Genomic DNA, 21208 nt, shown 5'->3' with positions numbered 1-21208 from the left:
TCACTCTCCGGCAATCGGTTTAACGGCGGGCAACGGCTTTTTTTCGACGCGATGCACCGGTGTCAGACGGCGCTCAAGCAGCGCGTAAAGCTGGACGATAATAAAGTTCAGAATCAGATAGATAGCGGCGGCGCACAGGAACACTTCCATGGTGCGGTAGGTGCGCTGAATAATCTGCTGCGCCACGCCGGTGACGTCCCATACCGTCACCAGGCTGGCAAGCGCGGTGGATTTCACCAGCAGAATCGCTTCGGTGGAGTACGCCGGGAGGGCATAGCGCAGCATGATCGGCGCGATAATGCGCCGCAGCAGCAGGCCGCGCGACATACCGCACGCCAGCCCGGCCTCAACCTGACCCGGCGGCACCGCCAGCAGCGCGCCACGTAAAATCTCAGCGGTGTAGGCAGCGGTACAGAGCGCCAGCGCCAGCACCGCGCAGCTGAAGGGTTCGCGCAGGAACGGCCAGACAAAGCTATGGCGGATCACGCCGAACTGGCCGAGACCGTAGTAGATCAGAAACAGCTGGATCAGCAGCGGCGAGCCGCGAAACACCAGGATGTAACCACGGGCGAACCCGCTCAGCACCCGCCAGCGGCTCATACGCAGCGCCAGAATGCCCAGCGCCAGCACGCCGCCGCACAGAAATGCGCTGATAAACAGGCCCAGCGTCACCGGCAGCGCGGCGCTCAGCTTGAGAAAGGTGTCGCTCAGAAAGGCGAAATCGATCATGCTGCTGCTCCTTAATGCTGTGCCGCAGTGCGACTTTGCCAGGCACGTCCGAGGCGCGATTCCGCGCGACGAAACGCATGATTGGAAAGCAGGGTCAGCACCAGGTAACAGGCGCCGCCCACCAGATAGAAGGTGAAGTAATCGCGGGTCGATCCCGCGGCAATCTGGCTGGCGCGCATCAGCTCGACAATCCCGGTCACCGACACCAGCGCCGAATCCTTCAGGCTCATCTGCCAGACATTGGACATGCCGGGCAGCGCATAGCGCACCACCTGCGGCAGCAGAATGCGCTGGGCAATGCGCCAGCGCGGCATCCCGATAGCCACGGCGGCTTCAATCTCGCCTTTCGCCAGCGCCAGCCGCGCCGCCCGATACACTTCGCCCTGATAGGAACCCGAGATAAGCCCGATCGCCAGTGCGCCAATCAGAAAGGGCGGCGCTTCGATAAAGCCATCCGCGCCAAACATCTGACCGACCAGGGTGATAAGACCGGAACCACCGAAGTAGAACAGGTAGATCACCAGCAGTTCCGGGATGCCGCGAAACACCGTGGAATAGGCTTCGCCCAGCCAGCGCAGCCAGCGTTGATGGGAGAGTTTGGCCGCCGCCACACCCGCGCCGACCAGCGCCCCAATCAGCAGCGCCGCCAGCGACAGCAGCAAGGTGGTTAGCGTGGCGCTCAGGATCAGGCGCCCCCAGCCGTCAGCACCAAAACTCAGCAGGCTCATCATGGTTGACCTCACTTACGGGGTTACGTCGGTTTTAAACCATTTCTCGCTCAGGGTTTTCACGGTGCCATCCGCCAGCGCCGCATGAATGGCGGCATCGAGTTTGGCTTTCAGATCGCTGTCCGCCATGCGCACCCCCATCGCCTCCCCTTCGCCCCAGATCGGGCCGCCGAGCTGTGGGCCGCTGAAGGTCAGGTTGCTGTTCTCTTTACGTGCCAGCATGGACTGCGCAAAGGTGACGTCATCGAACACCGCATCGATGCGCCCGGCCTGCAAATCAAGAATGGCATCAGCAGAGGTGGTGTACTCGCGCACGTCAGCGACATCTTTGAAGTATTTATCGATAAACGGCGTATAGACGGTGCCGGAGGCGATACCGATGGTTTTGCCTTTCAGCGCCGCTTTCAGCGCTGCAATCGCCGGTTCGATCTCTTTGGCATCGTCGTGCAGCTTGATGATGTGGCTATCCGGCGGCAGCAGCGTGTCCTTCACGGTGATAAAGGTGGCAGGCGTTGAGGCATAGGGCGTGGTGAAGCTGACCACTTTTTTCCGGTCCGGCGTGATAACAATCGCATCCATGATCACGTCATATTTTCCGGCGTTGAGTCCGGCGATCATTCCGTCCCAGTTCTGCACCACCAGCTTGCACTGAACCCCCATACGTTTGCACAGGTCGGCCATCAGTTCCGGCTCAAAGCCCCCGAGCTTGCCGCCCGGCAGCGTCAGGTTCCAGGGTTCGTAACTGCCTTCAGTGGCAATGGTGATCGATTTCCATTCTTTGGCCTGTGCGGCAACACCGCTCAGCAGCAGGCTGGAAAACAGGGTCGTGAGGCAAAAACGGCGAAATGTGATGCGGGTCGTCATGCGGCTTCTCCTGGTCGGTAATCGGTATGGGCTGCCTCTGCTCAGGTATTTTTTTGCAGATGACATTTCATGTATATACAAGTTAGCGTGCGCCAGATCATTGTCGGCTTGAGCTTTTTGTGAGCCAGACAGAATAAATCGTGGTAATCAGCACGCGGTCTTTACTTGTACATACAACCAAGCAAGGGCTGTGCCAGCTCGCGGGATGGGGGAAATCAGAGGGTTAAGCGGAGAGAGATTATCGCGTTGCACCGGCAAGCGGCAGCAGGTGCACTTTGCTGGCGCAAGACCTGTGTTGGGGATGGAGGGACGCCATTAAGGGTGCCGTATAGAAAACCGCACTTAATCCGGTGCGCATGAATGCGTCATCCCTGTCGTGCGGCCATTGAAACGGTGCGCATGAATGCGCACCCTACACCATGTAGGGTCGGCATTTATGCCGACCCTATAGAAAACCGCACTCTTTTCAGGCGGGTTTACCCTGCTGCAAAAACGCCTGCAACAGCGGCTTCAGCACCTTCTGCAACTGCGCGGCGCGCGCCTGCTGCCAGGCGAACGGCGGGGTTTCATCCATATAATTAATCTGCGCCAGCTCCAGCTGCACCGCCTGTACGCCCTGCTCCGGCTGCCCATAGGCGCGGGTGATATAGCCGCCCTTAAAGCGTCCGTTAACCACCCAGCTGTAATCGCTTTGCGCCTCACACACCGCTTCAATCGCCGCCGTTACCGCCGGTGAACAGCTGGCCCCCTGGTTGGTGCCGATATTCAAATCCGGCAATCGCCCATCAAACAGGCGCGGGATCTCCGAAGCAATTGAGTGCGCGTCAAACAGCAACGCATAACCATGCTCGGCTTTGAGGCGCGCCAGCTCCTGCTGGATCTGCTGGTGATACGGCTGCCAGATATGATCCAGATAGCCCTGGCGCTGCTCCGCCGTCGGGGTTTTGCCCGGCGCAAAGGTCGGGGTGCCGTCAAACAGCGTTTCCGGGTATAACCCGGTGGTCGCGGTGGTATAGAGCGGCTGGTTGTCCGGTGGACGATTAAGATCGATAACAAAGCGTGAAAAGTGGCCAATCAGCACGCTGGCACCCAGGTCGCGCACAAAATCATACAGCAGCGGAATATGCCAGTCGGTGTCCGGCAGGCCGCGGGCGGCGTCGCTTAAACCGGCATCAACTTCCGGCGTCAGTTGCGTTCCGGCGTGCGGAATGCTGACCAGCAGCGGCAGTCGGCCCGCAGTAAAATGAAACGGTGTCATTGCGCTTCTCCACGATAGATAACCTGGCACGGCAATTCGCCGCCCAGCCAGTAAACCAGTTCCGCCGGGCGGGCCAGCGGCCAGTGTACAAAATTCGCCACTTTGCCCGACTCCAGCGAGCCGTGCGTCTGTTGCAGACCAAGCGCCTGCGCGCCCCACAGGGTCACACCCGCCAGCGCCTCCTCCGGCGTCATGCCAAATAGCGTGCAGCCCATATTCAGCATCAGACGCAGCGACAACGCCGGTGAGGTGCCCGGATTGGCATCGCTGGCCAGCGCCATCGGCACACCATACTGCCGGAACAAGCCGACCGGCGGCCGCTGGGTTTCGCGCAGCAGATAAAAAGCCCCCGGCAGCAGCACCGCCACGGTGCCATGCTCAGCCATCGCCTGCACATCGCTCTCGGTGGCATATTCCAGATGATCGGCAGACAGCGCGCCATAACGGGCCGCCAGCGCGCTGCCCCCCAGAGAGGATAGCTGCTCGGCATGAAGCTTGATCGGCATTCCCAGCGCTTTGGCTTTATCAAACACCGCGCTGACCTGCTCAGGCGAGAACGCCAGATGTTCGCAGAAGGCATCAACCGCATCCGCCAGCCCTGCCGCCTTAACCTGCGGCAGCAGTCGATCGCAGATAATATCGATCCAGCCTTGTGGGTTGTCTTTAAACTCCGGCGGGAAGCCGTGTGCCGCAAGACAGGTGGCCTGCACATCCGCAGGCACCGTTTGCGCCAGTTCACGAATGGCCCGCAGCATGGTCAGCTCGCTGGCCTCATCCAGCCCGTAGCCGGATTTGATCTCCACCGTGGTGACGCCCTCCGCCAGCAGACGCGCTAAGCGCCAGCGCGCTGACGCCACCAGCTCCGCCTGGCTCGCCGCGCGGGTAGCGCGCACCGTGGAAAGAATTCCGCCGCCCTTTGCTGCGATCTCGGCATAGCTGACGCCGTTCAGACGCTGTTCAAACTCCTCGCTGCGATCGCCGCCAAATACCAGATGGGTGTGGCAATCCACCAGCCCCGGCGTGATGATGCCGCCGTTAAATTCATGCTGCTGACGCGCGACAAACGCGGGTAGCGCACTGCGCGGCCCGACCCATACCAGCCTGCCCTGATCGACGGCCAGCGCCCCGTCAGCAATCAGGTTGTAACGGCCTTCACGCATGGTCACGATATCCGCGCCCAGCCACAGGCTGTCGATCTGCTTCGCTTCTGCCATCCCCCGTGTCCCCTTCGCCTTTGGCGATTTACACTGCTGGTTAAAGTATGTATATGTATATACAACTAACAGCCGTTGAGGATCAACCATGGCGACTTTTTTTGCCCCCAGAGCACTGCTGGCTGATGGCTGGCATGAGCAGGTGCTGATTTCTGTTAATCAGGCCGGTGTTATCACCGCCCTGACCCCGAACAGCGAACCCCATGATGCCACGCGTCTGGCCGGAGCGGTGATCCCGGCGATTGCCAACCTGCATTCCCATGCCTTCCAGCGCGCGATGGCCGGGCTGGCGGAAGTGGCGGGCGATCCGCAGGACAGCTTCTGGACCTGGCGCGATCTGATGTACCGCATGGTGCAGCGGCTGTCGCCGCAGCAGGTGGGTGATATCGCCGCTTTGCTGTATATCGAGATGCTGAAAGGCGGCTACAGCCAGGTGGCGGAATTCCACTATCTGCACCACGATGCCGCCGGTCAGGCCTATCCGCACGATGATATGTTGCAACAGCTGATGGCGGCGGCGGAGACCGCCGGTATCGGCCAGACCCTGCTGCCCGTGCTGTACAGCTACAGCGGCTTTGGTTCGCAACCGGCCAGCGACGGCCAGCGCCGTTTTATCCAGCAGACCGATGCGTACCTGCACCAGCAGCAGCGCCTTGCCGGCTGGGTGGCAGACAAGCCATTGTTGAATCGCGGCCTGTGCTTCCACTCACTGCGCGCGGTGAATGAGGCGCAAATGCAGACGGTGCTGGCGGCCAGCCCGAATGATCTGCCGGTGCATATCCATGTGGCCGAGCAGGAGAAAGAGGTCAATGACAGCCTGGCGTGGAGCGGCGAACGTCCGGTGGCGTGGCTGCTGAATCGCTTTGCTGTCGATGCGCGCTGGTGCCTGATTCACGCCACCCATCTTGATGAAGACGAAATCAGCCGTCTCGCGGCCAGCGGTGCGGTGGCGGGCCTGTGCCCGACTACCGAGGCCAACCTCGGCGATGGTATCTTCCCGGCGGTGGCGTACATCGCACAAGGCGGACGCTGGGGCATCGGTTCCGACAGCCATGTGTCGCTCAGCGCGCTGGAGGAGCTGCGCTGGCTGGAGTACGGTCAGCGACTGCGCGATCGGCGACGCAACCGCATCACCACCGCCTCTCAGTCCTCGGTAGGCGACCTGCTGTGGCAGCAGGCGGCGCAGGGTGGCGCGCAGGCCTGTGGCGTCAACGCCGGTGAGCTGGCGCCGGGCAAACGCGCCGACTGGCTGGTGCTGCAACAGGACGCATGGTTAAGCAGCGTGGATAACGCCGCGCTGCTCAATCGCTGGCTGTTTGCCGGGCAGCGGGATCAGATCCGTGATGTCTATGTGGCGGGCAAGGCGGTGATCGAACAAGGCCATCACCCGGCGGAAGAGGCCTGCGCCGCACGCTTCGCTGCGGCGATGAGGGCGCTGCGATGATAACCCGCTTCGACTACGACACCTTACCGGTCAGCCGCTGGCGCAATGGCGGCGGCGAGACGCGCGAAATCATCAGCTATCCGCCCGGCGAGGCGGATTTTGCCTGGCGCGCCAGTATCGCGACCATTGCCGCCGACGGGCCGTTTTCGCCCTTCCCCGGCATCGATCGGGTGATCACCCTGCTGCACGGCGACAGCGTGTTGCTCAGCTGCGAACACGCGCAGCAGCAATTGCAGCCGCATCAGCCGTGGCCATTTCCCGGCGAATGGGCAATTGAAGCCCGTATCGGGCAGCACGCCTGTCAGGACTTCAATATCATGACGCGGCGCGGCCGCTGGCAGGCTGATGTCAGAGTGCAGCAGCAGGCGATAAGCAGTGAACACGGCGTGGCCTGGGTGCTGGCGGGAGAGTGGCAGTGCGCAGACGGGGAGATTTTGCGGGTGAATCAGGGGATGTGGTGGCTGGATGAGATCACGCAGCTGGCACCGCGCTCAGTCGATGCCAGCCTGTTGTTTACCGCGCTTAGCCGTGTCCTCTGAAGCGACCCAGCAGCTTGTAACGTGAGCCGGGATAGAGCAGACGCGCATAGGTCACGATTTTGGTGTCGCTCCACGTCTGACGGCGGATCAGTAAGCAGGGTTCGTGCTCATCCAGCGCCAGATGCTTACGCTGGCGCAGATCCGGCAGCACCGCTTCCACAATATGTTCACCGGCAGTGAGCGGCGCCACGCGCATCAGGTAGGTGTACGGCGTCAGGCTGTGGTAATCCTGGCTGAGATAATCCGGCGCCACCAGCGGGTTGACCAGACGATCTTCCAGCTGCACCGGCAACTCGTTTTCATAATGGACGATCAGCGAATGGTACAGCGTCTGGCCGGTGGATAACCCCAGCACCGCCGCCTGCTCCGGGTCCGCCTTCATCTGTCCCAGCGACAAAATTTTGCAGCTATGGGTATGGCCGCGCTGGGCGATTTCATCGGCGATGTTGTGCACTTCCAGCATCGCGGTGTAGCCCTTCATCTCGGCGACAAAAGTGCCGACGCCCTGCATCCGCACCAGAAACCCTTCGCTGGTCAGTTCGCGCAGCGCACGGTTGATGGTCATGCGGCTGACGCCAAGCTCATTCACCAGCTCGCTTTCCGAAGGTACGCGCTGATTGGCCTTCCAGTGACCGTCACGGATCTGGCTGATAATCGCCTGTTTAACGCGCTGGTAAATCGGCGCAGGCTCATCACCCATGGCCGCAGCCAGTTGTGCTATTGCCGTTTGCTCAACCATATCCTGTTCCTTTTCCTGATAGTGTCCCGAGTTTACTGTCTCAGGCCGCAAATGTATATACATCCCAGCGTGCAAACCGCCCGCCGCTTGTGCAGTCTGCGCCTTATTACGGTGCAACGCTGCACGCGATCTGTTTGCCAATCCGCGCTGCGGCGCTATTCACAGAATGTGATCAATCTGGCACAGCGCTTGCTACTTGTATAGACAAGAATAGACACTTATGCTTCACTCGCATCATTCAGGGTGTCACCGGAAAAACTTCCACAGTCTGATTTTACCCGGTGAGTGCCGTTTTACTTGTATAGACAGGAGTAGACTATGTCAGGTTCGGTTCAGAACATTCGCCTCGTTCCCGGTGAAGTGGACCTCGCCACACTGCGTGCGATTTACCAGGGTGGCGTCGCACTGACGCTGGCTGATGAAGCGCGTGCCGCCATCGATCGTGCCAGCGCCACCGTCGATGCCATCGTCGCATCGGGCAACGTGGTGTACGGCATCAACACCGGTTTCGGCAAGCTGGCGCAGACGCAAATCCCGGCCGCGCGTCTGGCGGAGTTGCAGCGTAACCTGGTGCTGTCGCACAGCGTGGGTCTGGGCGATCTGCTGCCTGACAACGTGACCCGTCTGGTGGTGGCGACCAAGATTATCAGCCTGGCGCGCGGCCATTCCGGCGTGCGTATCGCCCTGATTGAAGCGCTGCTGGCCCTGTTCAACGCCGGTGTGATGCCGTGCATCCCGGAGAAGGGATCGGTAGGCGCCTCAGGCGATCTGGCTCCGCTGGCGCATCTGTCGCTGATGCTGCTGGGCGAAGGCCATGTGCGGGTTGATGGCGCGCTGATCCCGGCCACTGAAGGGCTGGCGCGCGTCGGCCTGACGCCGTTTGTCCTCGGTCCAAAAGAGGGTCTGGCGCTGCTCAACGGCACCCAGGTTTCCAACGCGCTGGCGCTGCGTGGCCTGTTCGAAGCGGAAAACCTGTTTGCCGCCGGACTGATGGCCGGTGCGCTGTCGCTGGAAGCGATCAAAGGCTCGGTAAAACCCTTCGATGCCCGAATTCATCAGGCGCGCGGCCAGCAGGGGCAAATTGCCGTTGCCGCTGCGGTCAGCACGCTGCTGGCAGGCAGCGAAATCCTCGGCTCGCACGCTAACTGCGGCCGGGTGCAGGACCCCTACTCCATCCGCTGCGTTCCGCAGGTGATGGGCGCCTGTCTTGATAACCTCAGCCATGCCGCACGCATATTGCAGATTGAAGCTAACGCCGCCTCGGATAACCCGCTGGTGTTCAGCGACAGCGGCGACGTGATTTCCGGCGGCAACTTCCACGCCGAGCCGGTGGCATTCGCCGCCGACATCCTCGCGCTGGCGATTGCCGAAGTGGGTGCGATTTCCGAGCGTCGTCTGGCGCTGCTGCTGGATACCGGCCTGTCTGGCCTGCCGCCATTCCTGGTGCGCGACGGGGGTGTCAACTCCGGGTTTATGATCGCCCAGGTCACAGCGGCGGCGCTGGCCTCAGAAAACAAATCGCTGGCCCATCCGGGCAGCGTGGACAGCCTGCCGACCTCCGCCAACCAGGAAGACCATGTTTCGATGGCGACCTATGCGGCGCGCCGTCTCGGCAGCATGTGCTTCAACACCGCCGCCGTGGTGGGGATTGAAGCGATGGCTGCCGCCCAGGGCATCGATTTCCATCGCCCGCTGCAAAGCTCCACCCTGATCGAGCAGGAGATGGGCCGCATCCGCGCGCAGGTCGCCTTCCTCGATCAAGACCGTTTACTGGCGCCAGATATCGATGCCATGCGCCAGTGGGCCAGCAATAACGCCTGGCCGGAAGCCCTTTCAGCGCTGCTGCCGAGCATGCGCACCACCCAATGTTGAATTAAGGAACTGATGATGAGCGAAACTCTGACCCAGGCGGTTGCCCGTGAGATCCGTGCTCCGCACGGTACTGAACTGCACTGCGCCAACTGGTTGATTGAAGCGGCTTACCGCATGATCCAGAACAACCTCGATCCTGACGTGGCCGAACGCCCGGAAGATCTGGTGGTGTACGGCGGCATTGGTAAAGCGGCCCGTAACTGGGAGTGCTTCGAGCAGATCCTGCGTTCGCTGCGCGCATTGCAACCGGAAGAAACCCTGCTGATCCAGTCGGGTAAGCCGGTGGGCGTGTTCCGTACCCATGCCGATGCGCCGCGTGTGCTGCTGGCAAACTCCAACCTGGTGCCGCACTGGGCCACCTGGGATCATTTCCACGAGCTGGATAAAGCCGGACTGATGATGTACGGCCAGATGACCGCCGGTTCCTGGATCTACATCGGTGCGCAGGGCATCGTGCAGGGTACGTTCGAGACCTTCGCTGAAGCCGGTCGCCAGCACTACGACAGCGACCTGAGCGGCCGCTGGATCCTTACCGCCGGTCTGGGCGGCATGGGCGGCGCGCAGCCTCTAGCGGGCGTGCTGGCCGGTGCCAGCGTGCTGGCGATTGAGTGCCAGGAATCGCGTATCGATTTCCGTCTGCGCACCCGCTATGTCGACCACAAAGCCTATACCCTCGACGAGGCGTTGCAGCTGATCGACGAGGCGAACAAAGCGAAAAAAGCCATTTCCGTTGGCCTGCTGGGCAATGCGGCGGAAATTCTGCCGGAGCTGGTGAAACGTGCCAAAGCGGGCGGCATGAAGCCGGATATCGTGACCGATCAGACCTCAGCCCATGACCCGATTAACGGCTACCTGCCGATTGGCTGGGATGTGGATCGCTGGCAGGCGGAGAAAGTCAGCAACCCGAAAGCGGTAGAAAAAGCGGCGCGCGCCTCGATGGCGACCCACGTACAGGCGATGCTCGACTTTTGCCATATGGGCGTGCCGACCGTCGATTACGGCAACAATATCCGTCAGGTGGCGCTGGATGAAGGTGTGACGAACGCCTTTGATTTCCCTGGCTTCGTCCCGGCCTATATTCGTCCGCTGTTCTGCGAAGGCAAAGGTCCGTTCCGCTGGGTGGCGCTGTCGGGCGATCCGGAAGATATCTATAAAACCGACGCCAAACTGAAAGAGTTGTTCCCGGATCACAAGAACCTGCATCGCTGGCTGGATATGGCGCAGGAACGCATCGCGTTCCAGGGCTTACCGGCGCGTATCTGCTGGCTGGGATTAGGCGAACGTCATAAGGCGGCGCTGGCGTTTAATGAGATGGTGCGCAATGGCGAGCTGAAAGCGCCGATTGTGATTGGCCGCGATCATCTCGACTGCGGCTCGGTGGCCTCGCCGAACCGTGAAACCGAAGCGATGAAAGATGGCTCCGATGCGGTCTCCGACTGGCCGCTGCTCAACGCCCTGCTGAATACCGCAGGCGGCGCCACCTGGGTCAGCCTGCATCACGGCGGCGGCGTGGGCATGGGCTTCTCGCAACATGCTGGCGTGGTGATTGTCTGCGACGGCAGCGCCGAAGCGGATGTGCGTCTGGCCCGCGTGTTGTGGAATGACCCGGCCACCGGCGTTATGCGTCATGCCGATGCGGGTTACGAGCAGGCCCAGGCGTGTGCGAAGGAGCATGGCCTGAATCTGCCGATGATGAGATAAGGGTTAGTCAGGTGCGCATAAATGCGCACCCTACGGTGTAGGGTCGGCATTTATGCCGACCGTGTCAAAAGGGGTGGCATACGTCCATTGACGCGCACCCTACGGTGTAGGGTCGGCATTTATGCCGACCGTGTCAAAGGGGTGGCATACGTCCATTGACGCGCACCCTACGGTGTAGGGTCGGCATTTATGCCGACCGTGTCAAAAGGGGTGGCATACGTCCATTGACGCGCACCCTACGGTGTAGGGTCGGCATTTATGCCGACCGTGTCAAAAAGGGTGGCGTACGTCCATTGATGCGCACCCTTCGCCGTAGGGTCGGCATTTATGCCGACCGTGTCAGACACGGCACAGGACCACGGCCCTGATTTATTTATTCCATTTGGCTATACCCTATAGCCAAATTATCCCGTTCTGCGATAGACGCCACCCTGCGCTTACCACTACAGTGATAACTCAATTTCCCGCGGTACAGGCTAACGGACGTACCGCAGCTGATGGAGAATCCTTCCCTATGACCCTGCCTGCCGCCCTGCTGGAAAACGCCCTGCGCTGGCGCCGCCAGTTACATCAACACCCGGAACTCGGTTACCAGGAACAGCACACCAGCGAGCTGGTGGCGCGGGTGCTGAACGATGCCGGTTTGCAGGTGTTTCGCGGCCTGGCGGGCACCGGCGTCATAGGTACGCTGGAAAACGGTCCGGGGCCGGTGATTGGCCTGCGGGCCGATATGGATGCGCTGCCGATCACCGAAAAAGGCGAACCGCAGTGGAAATCTTCTCAGCCGGGCGTGATGCACGCCTGCGGCCATGATGGTCACACCGCGGTGCTGCTGGCCGCGGCCTGCCAGCTTGCCGCCACCCGCCAGTTCAGCGGCACGGTGCACTTCATTTTCCAGCCTGCGGAAGAGAATCTCGGCGGCGCGCGCAAAATGGTGGAAGAAGGCCTGTTCCAGCGCTTCCCGATGGATGCCATCTACGCCATGCATAACTGGCCGGGTCTGCCGGTGGGTTCGCTGGCCGTCAATTCCGGCGCGATGATGGCATCGCTCGATTCGTTTGAAATCACCCTTAACGGCAAAAGCTGCCATGCGGCGATGCCGGAAAGCGGCGCCGACCCGATGGTGGTGGCGGCGGAGCTGATTATGGCGCTGCAAACCATCCCGTCGCGCCGTTTGTCGCCGCTGGCGTCAGCGGTGGTGAGCGTGACGCAGATTCACGGCGGTGAGGCGATTAACGTCATCCCTGAGCAGATCGTGTTACGCGGTACGGTGCGCTGCCTGCAAACCGAGGTACGCAACCGGGTGCGTGGCTTAATTGAGGATTTTGTCAGCACGCTACCGCGCCCGTTCGGCGTCAGCGGCGAAATCCACTGGTATCCGGGCTATCCGGTTACCGCCAACCATGCGGCACCGGCGGAACAGGTGCGGCAGGTTGCCAGCCAGCTGCTGGGCGATGCCCAGGTGCACTGGCAGGTTAACCCATCGATGGCGTCCGAAGATTTCGCCTGTATGCTGGAAAGTTGTCCCGGCGCGTATTTCTGGCTGGGCGCCGATGGCGCTACGCCGTCCGCACCGCTGCATAACGCCTGCTACGACTTCAATGATGAACTGCTGCCGATTGGCATCACCTTCTGGCAGCAGTTAGTGGAAAACGCGCTGGCGAAAGCCTGACGCGTCAGATCCCGGCCTGTTGCAGACGCTGTTCCGCCTGCGCCAGGCTGGTGCTTTCCCCACTCGCCACCAGACAGCACGCCAGTTGCAGACGCAACGCCTGCGGCACCGCACGCTCCCCGGCCAGCACCTGACGAATCCAGCTGGCGGTATCAGCCGCGCTTTTTGACGCCGGCAGCGCCACGTCGCACTCCGGCTGGCGATCGATCCACACCTCCGCCTCGCCGTCCGCGCCCTGAATATAGTTGATTGCCGGACAGCGCAGCGGGTTAGCGTAAACCTCGCCCTCGGTGCCATTGAGTAAAATCCCCGGCGCATCGATATGCTGGAAGAATTTACCGACGCGCGGCACATATTCCGGGTGCGACACGCTGGCCAGCCGCAATGCGGCGCGTTCGGCAAACGGCGTCGCCAGTTTTGCCAGCGTATGCGCGCTGTTACGCACGCCCATGCGCCAGCGCAGCGCCAGCTGTTTCGCCATCGGCGGGCAGAGATGATCGATGGTGATAAACGCCAGCTCGCCGTTATCCAGCGCCGCCTGCGCCTGCTCGCGCTGGGTCAGCGGCTGGATGCCCAATGCCGCCAGCACCGCTTCGCTGGTCACGCGGGTGGCATCGTCGCTGATACCGTGCATCAACACCGGGAAGCCGAGCTTCACCAGCAGCAGCGCCAGCAGCGGGGTCAGATTTCCCTGGCGACGCGCGCCGTTATAGCTGGGAATGACGATCGGCATCGGACGCCCGGCAGGCGGTTGCAGGCGCATCATCTGCTGCTGCATCGCCTGATAAAAGCCGCGCATCTCATCCTCGCCTTCGCCTTTAATGCGCAGCGCGATCAGCACGCCGCCCAGTTCCAGATCCGGCACCTCGCCCGCCAGTATTGCGCTGTACAGCGCCACGGCGGTGTCGAAATCGAGATCGCGCGCGTGATTTTTGCCGCGCCCAATCTCTTTGATAATTTTATTCAGTTCCATCAGGGGTATCCGCGTCCAGAGCACGCCGCATCTCGGCGGCTAAAGGGGTATTTTGCTGTTGCTGTAAACCGTCTGCCACCTGCTGGCGATCCGTCAGGCTGCGATTTTGATTGAGTTTCCACTTGCCTTCGCGCTGGGTCACGCGAATTTCCACGCCGACAATGGCTTTCACCATGCTGTCGATATAGGCTTCCGGCGCATCGCTCACCGCCCACGGCTGCGGCATCCCCTGCTCCTGCTGGGCCGTCAGGGCGGTTATCTGCGCGTGCAGCCACTGCGCGTTGTCATGGCGGGTGAGCACGCCCCGGCAGTGCAGCGTCAGGTAGTTCCAGGTGGGCACCGCTTTGCCGCTGCGCGCCTTCTCTTCATACCAGGCCGGGGTGATGTAACCCTGCTCGCCCTGAAACACCACCAGCACCGACGCGCCCGCGTCCAGCGCTTTCAGATGCGGGTTAGCGCGGGATAAATGCCCCTGCAACACCCACTCGCCCTGCTCATCGACCTGCAACAAAAAGGGCAATGGCGTCGCCAGCGGGCCATCAGCGCCGTTGGAAACCAGTAATCCCAGCGGATGGCGCAGCACCAGCTGGCGCTGCGCCTCGGCATCCGGCTGATTAAACGCCCGTGGCGTGTACAACATGCTCAACTCCTTCTGCTGGCACGCCGTCTGCGCGGCGCGGCCTCGGTAATGGCCTCAGGCATCGGCGGCTGTTCAATCGGGAACACCGGCAATGCGGCCAGCAGGCGGCTGCCATACGGCTTGCTGATCAGGCGTCGATCGTAAATCACGATCTCGCCGAAGCATTGATGGCTGCGAATCAAACGACCCACCTGCTGGATCAGGGTAAATGAGGCACTGGGTAAGCTCTGCACTTCGAACGGGTAGCGCCTGAGACTCTTCAGCCACTCCCCTTCGGTCAAAATTACCGGACTGTCTACCGGGGGAAAAGCAATTTTGTGGATATGCACCTGCGACAGCAAATCACCTTTCAGATCCAGCCCTTCGGCAAAGGATTGCAGGCCGACGAGGATGCTGGTTTTGCCCTGCTCCACCCGCTGCCGATGCAGCTCCACCAGCCGGTAACGCGGCTGATCGCCCTGTACCAGCATCGTCAGACGCAGATCGGTGACATGGGTGAGAAACTGCTGCATGGCACGCCCGCTGGCGAACAGCACCAGCACCCCTTTGTGCTTCTCCTGCTGCATCTGGGCGCGGAAAAAGCGCGCCATCTCGGCGATATGCTCCGCTTCATGGCTCATCAGCGGCTCAAAACGCATTTGCGGGATCACCAGCTTGCCCTGGTCAACATGCTGGAACGGTGAATCGAGTGCGACAAAGCGGTCACCGGCTTTTTCATTCAGCCCCGACATCTCCTGCAAGCGGCTAAAGCTGTTAAGCGAACGCAGCGTCGCCGAGGTCACCACCACATGGGGGATCTTGCGCCACAGCAGTTTTTCCAGCTGATCGCTGACGCGAATCCCGGCGCAGTGCAGCAGCAGATGCGCCTGGCCGTCGCGCAGCTCGCGCGTCACCCATTTGGAGACCGGCGCGTTAGAGGCTTTCTCCATCGCCGCCAGCCGCCACAGCTTGCTGATGGATTCAAACCAGCCAAAGTGGCGGTTGAGCTGCAAAATCGCCTTGTGCAGCCGCATAATGTCGGCTTTGCCGGTTTGATCGCCCAGCTCATTCAGCAACCCTTCAGCCAGACCGCGCAGCGCATCGCTCAGCTTGAACAGTCGGGCGCACAGCGTCAGCAGCTCTTCCGGCAGTTCACCCAGCACAAAGCGAAACTCGCCCGGCTGGTTGTTATCGGGCAGCAGCGGGGTGAGCGCGTTGCACAGCGTCTGCAACAGCTCGCGCATTTCATCGCAGTGGCCTTTCAGCCGCTCCGGGTTGCTCAGCGGCGGCGGCGATTTGGGACGGAACTGCGCCATGATGGTTTCCACCAGACGCACAAACAAATCCAGTTGCAGGCTGCTCCAGCCGGGGGTGATCTCGGCGCTCATCTCCAGCGCATCACGCGCCACTTCCGGCAGATGGTGGCCTTCATCCAGCACCAGCATCAGGTGTTTCGCCGGCGGCAGCACCGATTCATTCTCCATCGCCGCCATCACCAGCGCGTGGTTAGCCACCACCACATCCGCCTGCTCTATCTCGCGGCGCGCGACAAAGAACGGGCACTCGCGATACCAGCGGCAGTGATGGCCGAGGCAGTTGGCTTTGTCGGTGGAGAGGCGTTGCCACAGGCTGTCGTTGATGGCGACATCGGTATGATCGCGCAGGCCATCCCACTGGTAGCGGCTGAGTTGTTTTTCCAGCCCGGCACACAGCTTCTGCTCTTCTTTCGAGCCGGTGACCGCCTCATCGTCGAGATACAGCAGCAGATCGCCCTGCTGATCTTCGCTGGCCGCCAGCGCCGCCAGATTGCGCGGGCAGACATAGCGCCCGCGCCCAAAGGCGGCGGTGAAGGTTAAGTCGGGAATGATTTTCTTCAGCAGCGGCAGATCCTTGCTGAAGATTTGGTCCTGCAACGCCACGTTGGCGGTGCTGATCACCAGCCGCTTCTCTTCGGCACGGCTGACGGCAATGCCGGGGATCAGATAGGACAAGGTTTTGCCAACGCCGGTCGGGGCTTCAATCGCCAGATGCCGTCCCTCATCACCGGAGAGGCTTTTCGCCACTTCGGCGATCATCTGGCGCTGCGGCGCGCGCGGGATAAAGTCAGGAACCTGCTGCTGCAGCGCCTTATACCATTGCGCAATCTGGCTTTTTATCGCTGCTGTCAGGGCCATCGTTATTACTTTTTGCGGGAAAATGGCCTGTATTTTTACACAGTATCGCCACAGCGTCAGCTTTCGCTGCTATTTTTTCGCGCTGGATTCAGAATTTCACGCATCGCGCGGATCAAGGTTTCGCGCGTTCTCCCGCGCCGAAACGCGAAGGAGAACGGCGCACGAAAGTGGAACTGCTGCGGCAGCAGGCGACGCAGCACGCCCTGCTGTTCCCAGCTGCGGGCGTAGTGTTCCGGCAGATAACCGATAAAGCGCCCGCTGAGGATCAGCGTCAGCTGCGCTTCGATACTCTCCACCGAGGCATTGCTCTGGCGAAACCCGCGTTTATTCAGCTCCTGCTGGTTCCAGTAGCGGCGCGTCACCATGCCGGTTTGCTGCACGGTGCGCACGTCCGGCGTCCCCTGCGCCAGCACATGCTGCGGGCTGCAATAGAGCCAGTGCTGTTCTTCATACAACGGAATGGTGACCAGATTGCTGGCGCGCAGCGGGAAGTGACCAATCGCCAGATCGAGCCTGTCTTCAAGCAGCTGCTGCTGAAGTTCGTTGGGATCGCGCACGCTGAGGTTGAAAAACACCGCCGGGAAGCGCTGATTAAAACGGGCGATGGCGGCGGGCAGATCCAGCGTGTTGTCGGTGACGGTGGCATCCACCACGCCGAGGGAAAAGGTACCGCCCTGCGCGCTTTTTAGCGTCTCCACCTGCTCCTGCCAGCCCGCCAGCGTCGCCAGCATCTCCTGGCTGTAGCGATAAAACTGCTCGCCTTTACTGGTCAGGGTAAAGCCGCCGCGCCCGCGCTGGCACAGAATAAAACCCAGCTGGCTTTCCAGCTCGCTCATATAGGCGCTGATGGCCGGTGTGGTCATATTCAGCGCCTGCTGCGCGCGCGAATAGCCCTGATTTTCCACCACGCTGGCGAATACCTGGAGCAGTTTGAGATTGGGTAAAGGTTGCACCGTCTTCCTTCAGTGATTGCTGGCTAAAGTTAAGTAATCCCTGAAGTGATTATCTGCTGTCAAGGATTTTTCCCCTAAGCCAGACGGGTGATGATGGGGATCTGTTCAGCTAAGGAGTCGGTCATGACCCATTTTCCCCAACCGCAGGGCGGCAATGAGATGCCGCGTTTCGCCGGACGCGGCACCATGATGCGTTTACCGGCTGCCGAATCCCCCGCCGATCTGGATGTGGCCTTTGTCGGTATTCCGCTGGATATCGGCACCTCGCAGCGCAGCGGCACCCGTTACGGACCGCGCGCCATTCGCGCTGATTCGGTGATGATCCGTCCGTACAACATGGCGACCGGCGCTGCGCCCTTCGATTCACTGCGCGTGGGCGATCTTGGGGATGTGCCCATCAATACTTACAGCCTGCTGAAATCGGTGGATATTATCGAGGATTACTACAGCGAGCTGAATCGCTGGCCGCTGATCCCCCTGACGCTGGGGGGCGACCATACGCTGACGCTGCCGATCCTGCGCGCGCTGGCGAAAAAACACGGGCCAATGGGGCTGATCCACGTTGATGCCCATACCGACACCAACGACGAGATGTTTGGCGAAAAAATCGCCCACGGCACCACCTTCCGCCGTGCGGTGGAAGAAGGTTTGCTTGATTGCCAGCGCGTGGTACAGATTGGGCAACGTGCGCAGGGTTACGCCGCGGATGATTTTCAATGGGGCGTCGATCAGGGCTTCCATCTGATCCCCGCCGAGCAGTGCTGGCATCGCTCCCTGACACCGCTGATGGCCGAGGTGCGGGCGCGTATCGGCAGCGGCCCGGTCTATCTTTCCTATGACATCGACAGCTTTGATCCCGCCTGGGCGCCCGGCACCGGTACGCCGGAAGTGGGCGGTCTGACCTCGATACAGGGGCTGGAGATCGTGCGCGGCTGCCGTGGCCTGAACCTGGTGGGGGGCGATCTGGTGGAGGTATCGCCGCCCTATGATCTCAGCGGCATGACCTCGCAGCTGGCGGCCAATATCCTTTATGAGATGCTGTGCGTGTTGCCCGGCGTCCGCTATACAGAGAAGAAGCAATGACACAAATGAATCTGGTGTTTCCGGCGCGCGTGCTGCGCGGCGCAGGGGTGATCAATCAGCTGGGTGAGCTGTGCGCCAGCCTCGGTAAACGCGCGCTGCTGATTGGCGGCCATCAGGCGCTGCGCGCGGTGGAAGCGCAGGTGCGCGCCCAGCTGCTGGCGTCGGACGTCACGCTGCTGGCGCAGGAGTGGTTTGGCGGCGAGACGTCGATCAACCATATCAACCGGCTGGCGGCCATCGCCACCGAATTGCAGGCGGAGGTGATTATCGCTGCTGGCGGCGGCAAGTCGCTCGATACCTGTAAAGCCGTCGCGGCACAGCTGGGTCTGCCGGTGATCACCCTGCCCACCATCGCCGCCACCTGCTCAGCGGTGACGCCGCTGAGCATTCGCTACGATGATAACGGCAATTTCTTCGATATCTTCCCGCTGCCGCAGGCACCCGCCGCGGTGGTGATCGACAGCGATCTGCTGGCCAAAGCGCCTGCGCGCTGGCTGGCCGCCGGGCTGGGCGATACGCTGGCGAAATGGTATGAGTTTCGCGCCGTCAGCACCCGCCACCCGGCGCGCGAAGGCAATGCGCTGTCGTCGCTGGCGCACAGCAAAATTTGCTATGACGTGATCGCCGAACATGGCCCGACCGCCTATGCCGCCGTGCTGCGTGGCGAGAGCAGCGCCGCGCTGGATCAGGTGCTGGACGCGATTTTCACCTGGGCCGGTTTAACTTCGCTGATGAGCAATGGCGCACACGCGGCGGCCTCCCATGCCATCTATGAAGGTTTTACTTTCTGCGATAAGACGCGTGAGTTTGGTCATGGTCTGCTGGTCGGATTCGGCAACCTGTGCCTGCTGGCGCTGGAGCAGCGCAGCGACGACGAGGTGCTGGCCGAGATGCGGCTGGCACGTGAGTGCGGCGTGCCGCTGCAACTGTCAGAGATTGCTGAGCTGGACGCGGCGGAACTGGCGCTGATTGTGCGTGAGTCGGTAGATGCGCCGGATATGGTGAATATGGCGGACGCGGTGACGGAAGCGCGCTTGCTGGCGGCGATACAGCGCGTTGAGGGGCTGGCGCAGCGCGTGATGTGATCGCAATCGTAGCGGCGCTTGTCTGGCCCCAATGTTACCCGGTGCGCATTTATGCGCACCCGGTAAATAATGATTAACTGAACGACCTTTTATTTAAGCCTGCCATTTTATCCTCTCCCCGTTGTTATATGGTTAATCTGAACGCCGATAATATTTACCCGTTGGCAAGATGTGCGTTGACGCCACTGACAGATAAGAGCCGGACCTGCTCTTTATAATTTAATTCATTACAAGGATGACTTTTTAATGAAAAAAACTCAATCGACGAAAACTCCGTTAATTATGACGACCTGCTTAGGCGCGCTTTTCTTTACCGCCAGCCATGCCTGCGCCAATGAAAAGACCTATTTTGAGAATAAAGATCTGCCTGAAGTACGGCTGGTCGATGGCGAATCTGTTTTTGTTCCCTGGGTAGTCTGGATTCAGGGTACCAAAGGTCGCTGTAGTGGAACTGCTTATAACCCGTGGTGGGTGGTCACCGCCAAACATTGTACCGAACCTAAAAGCGTTTATTTTCCCCAGCAAGGCTCGGCGGGTTATGATGAGGTTGCGGTTCAGCGTTATATCCCCTCCCCTGATGATATTCAGCTAATCCGTCTTGCGCAGCCCAAACGCTTATGGTCCTACCCGGAATTTGATCCCAATAATCACCCAAAACTGGAGGATGTCACCACTATCTATGGCTACGGCGGCAATCGTTATCTTTCGCAGCTGAATGGAAAAGTAATATGGGAAAACGCCTATGCCAATAGCATCACCGCAAAGCTCATCAATGGCGACGCAATCGGGGGGGATTCAGGTTCGCCGATGATAATAAATGGAAAAGTTGTGGCTATCCATTTTGGCGGCCCGCAATATCTGGCAGGCGCAACAACATTATCCGCCGCAAAAAGTGTTTTTGAAGAAAATGGCGTCACGGGGATCTATGACGTTAAGCTCAACGCGCAACAGCAGATAGAATTTAAAGTCAGCAACAAACTTTTCAACTCGAAAAACAAGGTTGTTATCTGGGTTGATGGTGAATATCGTGCTGCCATACAAAATGGGCAAACCCGATATATTGCTGACATTGAGAATGCTGGTGACAATCGAATTATTAAACTGGCCGGGAAGAAACAGCCTTATACGGGGTTGAGTTATATTCAGATCGGCGTTGTTGCCGGCGATCTTGACCACGACAATGCGGGAAAGCCAGAGGACTCAGGCATTATTGTGGCAAAAATGCTCGATGGCGTGCAGTCAGTCAGCCGGGATCGTCATGCGCAATCTATCAATGTGAAACTTAGCACCGCGCTGTTTAATTCTGCTGAAAGAACCGTCATCAGCTTCAAGGGTAAGTACGCCGGGGAAATCCAAAGGGGTAAAGTTTATTATGGCAGAGTGATCTCTGCGGATAAAAACTCGACCACCGTGCAATTTACGCCCGGCAATCCCAACACCGTCGCGGAATGGGTGCAGATTGAGTGGCGACATGCGGATAAGCATCACCCTGGCGCCACGCTCTCCTCGCCTTTATATGAAGGTGTCATCTCAACGATTGTCAGCCAACCATAGGGGACGT

18 protein-coding genes are annotated in these 21208 nt (G+C 60.4%); 8 read left to right on the top strand and 10 right to left on the bottom strand.

Annotated elements, in window-relative coordinates; genetic code table 11:
* The 5 genes from AC6I8V_RS06395 to hutI form a co-directional block, all read right to left on the bottom strand.
* The gene (locus tag AC6I8V_RS06395; RefSeq protein WP_497845053.1) at positions 1-729 is read right to left on the bottom strand and encodes an ABC transporter permease; all 729 of its coding nucleotides are present in this window, start codon (positions 727-729) and stop codon (positions 1-3) included.
* Positions 730-740: 11 nt separating this feature from the next.
* Entirely contained in the window at positions 741-1460 is a 720-nt protein-coding gene (locus tag AC6I8V_RS06390) for an ABC transporter permease (protein WP_497845052.1), read from the bottom strand.
* A gap of 12 nt (positions 1461-1472) precedes the next feature.
* Positions 1473-2321 carry a transporter substrate-binding domain-containing protein gene (locus AC6I8V_RS06385; RefSeq protein WP_497845051.1) on the bottom strand — a complete coding sequence of 283 codons (849 nt, stop codon included), beginning with the start codon at positions 2319-2321 and terminating at the stop codon, positions 1473-1475.
* A 466-nt stretch (positions 2322-2787) separates the two neighbouring features.
* Positions 2788-3579, bottom strand: a complete 792-nt coding sequence (hutG, locus tag AC6I8V_RS06380; RefSeq protein ID WP_497845049.1) for an N-formylglutamate deformylase — start codon at positions 3577-3579, stop codon at positions 2788-2790.
* Positions 3576-4793: an imidazolonepropionase gene (gene hutI, locus AC6I8V_RS06375; RefSeq protein ID WP_497845048.1), complete on the bottom strand. Its 1218-nt coding sequence runs from the start codon at positions 4791-4793 to the stop codon at positions 3576-3578. The genes hutG and hutI overlap by 4 nt, the downstream gene beginning before the upstream one ends.
* A gap of 88 nt (positions 4794-4881) precedes the next feature.
* Here hutI and AC6I8V_RS06370 point away from each other — a divergent pair, with 88 nt between their 5' ends.
* Positions 4882-6237, top strand: coding sequence for a formimidoylglutamate deiminase (locus tag AC6I8V_RS06370; protein ID WP_497845047.1), 1356 nt, complete (start codon positions 4882-4884; stop codon positions 6235-6237).
* Positions 6234-6776 carry a HutD/Ves family protein gene (locus tag AC6I8V_RS06365; RefSeq protein WP_497845046.1) on the top strand — a complete coding sequence of 181 codons (543 nt, stop codon included), beginning with the start codon at positions 6234-6236 and terminating at the stop codon, positions 6774-6776. The genes AC6I8V_RS06370 and AC6I8V_RS06365 overlap by 4 nt, the downstream gene beginning before the upstream one ends.
* On the opposite strand, the gene hutC is transcribed toward AC6I8V_RS06365, so the two are convergent.
* Positions 6760-7515 (bottom strand): histidine utilization transcriptional repressor HutC, encoded by a 756-nt coding sequence (hutC, locus tag AC6I8V_RS06360; protein WP_497845045.1) that lies wholly within the window; start codon positions 7513-7515, stop codon positions 6760-6762. The genes AC6I8V_RS06365 and hutC overlap by 17 nt on opposite strands.
* Before the next feature lie 318 nt (positions 7516-7833).
* Here hutC and hutH point away from each other — a divergent pair, with 318 nt between their 5' ends.
* The 3 genes from hutH (at position 7834) to AC6I8V_RS06345 (ending at position 12760) form a co-directional block, all read left to right on the top strand.
* Complete coding sequence (gene hutH, locus AC6I8V_RS06355) at positions 7834-9387, top strand: histidine ammonia-lyase (protein WP_497845044.1); 1554 nt, start codon at positions 7834-7836, stop codon at positions 9385-9387.
* Positions 9388-9402: 15 nt separating this feature from the next.
* Positions 9403-11088, top strand: coding sequence for a urocanate hydratase (gene hutU, locus AC6I8V_RS06350; RefSeq protein WP_497845778.1), 1686 nt, complete (start codon positions 9403-9405; stop codon positions 11086-11088).
* Between the two features lie 514 nt (positions 11089-11602).
* The gene (locus tag AC6I8V_RS06345; protein ID WP_497845043.1) at positions 11603-12760 is read left to right on the top strand and encodes a M20 aminoacylase family protein; all 1158 of its coding nucleotides are present in this window, start codon (positions 11603-11605) and stop codon (positions 12758-12760) included.
* A gap of 4 nt (positions 12761-12764) precedes the next feature.
* On the opposite strand, the gene ybiB is transcribed toward AC6I8V_RS06345, so the two are convergent.
* The 4 genes from ybiB to AC6I8V_RS06325 are packed head-to-tail and all read right to left on the bottom strand — an operon-like array spanning position 12765 to position 17479.
* Positions 12765-13733 carry a DNA-binding protein YbiB gene (gene ybiB, locus AC6I8V_RS06340; RefSeq protein ID WP_497845042.1) on the bottom strand — a complete coding sequence of 323 codons (969 nt, stop codon included), beginning with the start codon at positions 13731-13733 and terminating at the stop codon, positions 12765-12767.
* Positions 13720-14373 carry an FMN-binding negative transcriptional regulator gene (locus AC6I8V_RS06335; protein WP_497845041.1) on the bottom strand — a complete coding sequence of 218 codons (654 nt, stop codon included), beginning with the start codon at positions 14371-14373 and terminating at the stop codon, positions 13720-13722. Before AC6I8V_RS06335 ends, ybiB begins: the two co-directional genes overlap by 14 nt.
* A 2-nt stretch (positions 14374-14375) precedes the next feature.
* Positions 14376-16526 carry an ATP-dependent DNA helicase DinG gene (gene dinG, locus AC6I8V_RS06330; RefSeq protein ID WP_497845040.1) on the bottom strand — a complete coding sequence of 717 codons (2151 nt, stop codon included), beginning with the start codon at positions 16524-16526 and terminating at the stop codon, positions 14376-14378.
* A gap of 56 nt (positions 16527-16582) precedes the next feature.
* Positions 16583-17479, bottom strand: coding sequence for a LysR family transcriptional regulator (locus AC6I8V_RS06325; RefSeq protein WP_497845039.1), 897 nt, complete (start codon positions 17477-17479; stop codon positions 16583-16585).
* Between the two features lie 123 nt (positions 17480-17602).
* Between AC6I8V_RS06325 and speB the strand changes: the two genes are divergently transcribed.
* The 3 genes from speB (at position 17603) to AC6I8V_RS06310 (ending at position 21201) form a co-directional block, all read left to right on the top strand.
* A complete protein-coding gene (gene speB / locus AC6I8V_RS06320) occupies positions 17603-18562 on the top strand; it encodes an agmatinase (protein ID WP_497845038.1) in 960 nt (319 codons plus the stop codon).
* Positions 18559-19647 carry an iron-containing alcohol dehydrogenase family protein gene (locus AC6I8V_RS06315; protein WP_497845037.1) on the top strand — a complete coding sequence of 363 codons (1089 nt, stop codon included), beginning with the start codon at positions 18559-18561 and terminating at the stop codon, positions 19645-19647. Before speB ends, AC6I8V_RS06315 begins: the two co-directional genes overlap by 4 nt.
* Before the next feature lie 246 nt (positions 19648-19893).
* The gene (locus AC6I8V_RS06310; protein WP_497845036.1) at positions 19894-21201 is read left to right on the top strand and encodes a trypsin-like serine protease; all 1308 of its coding nucleotides are present in this window, start codon (positions 19894-19896) and stop codon (positions 21199-21201) included.
* The last annotated feature ends 7 nt before the right edge of the window (positions 21202-21208 follow it).

This window comes from Pantoea sp. X-Soil-TKNS-1207 (assembly GCF_059730485.1).
This window is presented reverse-complemented; position numbering and strand designations above follow the sequence as displayed.

Coding starts and splice junctions, on each gene's coding strand:
- AC6I8V_RS06385 (WP_497845051.1), bottom strand. CDS start 2,321: ATGACGACCCGCATCACATTTCGCCGTTTTTGCCTCACGACCCTGTTT.
- AC6I8V_RS06395 (WP_497845053.1), bottom strand. CDS start 729: ATGATCGATTTCGCCTTTCTGAGCGACACCTTTCTCAAGCTGAGCGCC.
- hutU (WP_497845778.1), top strand. CDS start 9,403: ATGAGCGAAACTCTGACCCAGGCGGTTGCCCGTGAGATCCGTGCTCCG.
- ybiB (WP_497845042.1), bottom strand. CDS start 13,733: ATGGAACTGAATAAAATTATCAAAGAGATTGGGCGCGGCAAAAATCAC.
- AC6I8V_RS06370 (WP_497845047.1), top strand. CDS start 4,882: ATGGCGACTTTTTTTGCCCCCAGAGCACTGCTGGCTGATGGCTGGCAT.
- hutC (WP_497845045.1), bottom strand. CDS start 7,515: ATGGTTGAGCAAACGGCAATAGCACAACTGGCTGCGGCCATGGGTGAT.
- AC6I8V_RS06315 (WP_497845037.1), top strand. CDS start 18,559: ATGACACAAATGAATCTGGTGTTTCCGGCGCGCGTGCTGCGCGGCGCA.
- AC6I8V_RS06335 (WP_497845041.1), bottom strand. CDS start 14,373: ATGTTGTACACGCCACGGGCGTTTAATCAGCCGGATGCCGAGGCGCAG.
- speB (WP_497845038.1), top strand. CDS start 17,603: ATGACCCATTTTCCCCAACCGCAGGGCGGCAATGAGATGCCGCGTTTC.
- hutI (WP_497845048.1), bottom strand. CDS start 4,793: ATGGCAGAAGCGAAGCAGATCGACAGCCTGTGGCTGGGCGCGGATATC.
- AC6I8V_RS06345 (WP_497845043.1), top strand. CDS start 11,603: ATGACCCTGCCTGCCGCCCTGCTGGAAAACGCCCTGCGCTGGCGCCGC.
- hutH (WP_497845044.1), top strand. CDS start 7,834: ATGTCAGGTTCGGTTCAGAACATTCGCCTCGTTCCCGGTGAAGTGGAC.
- AC6I8V_RS06365 (WP_497845046.1), top strand. CDS start 6,234: ATGATAACCCGCTTCGACTACGACACCTTACCGGTCAGCCGCTGGCGC.
- AC6I8V_RS06310 (WP_497845036.1), top strand. CDS start 19,894: ATGAAAAAAACTCAATCGACGAAAACTCCGTTAATTATGACGACCTGC.
- dinG (WP_497845040.1), bottom strand. CDS start 16,526: ATGGCCCTGACAGCAGCGATAAAAAGCCAGATTGCGCAATGGTATAAG.
- AC6I8V_RS06390 (WP_497845052.1), bottom strand. CDS start 1,460: ATGATGAGCCTGCTGAGTTTTGGTGCTGACGGCTGGGGGCGCCTGATC.
- hutG (WP_497845049.1), bottom strand. CDS start 3,579: ATGACACCGTTTCATTTTACTGCGGGCCGACTGCCGCTGCTGGTCAGC.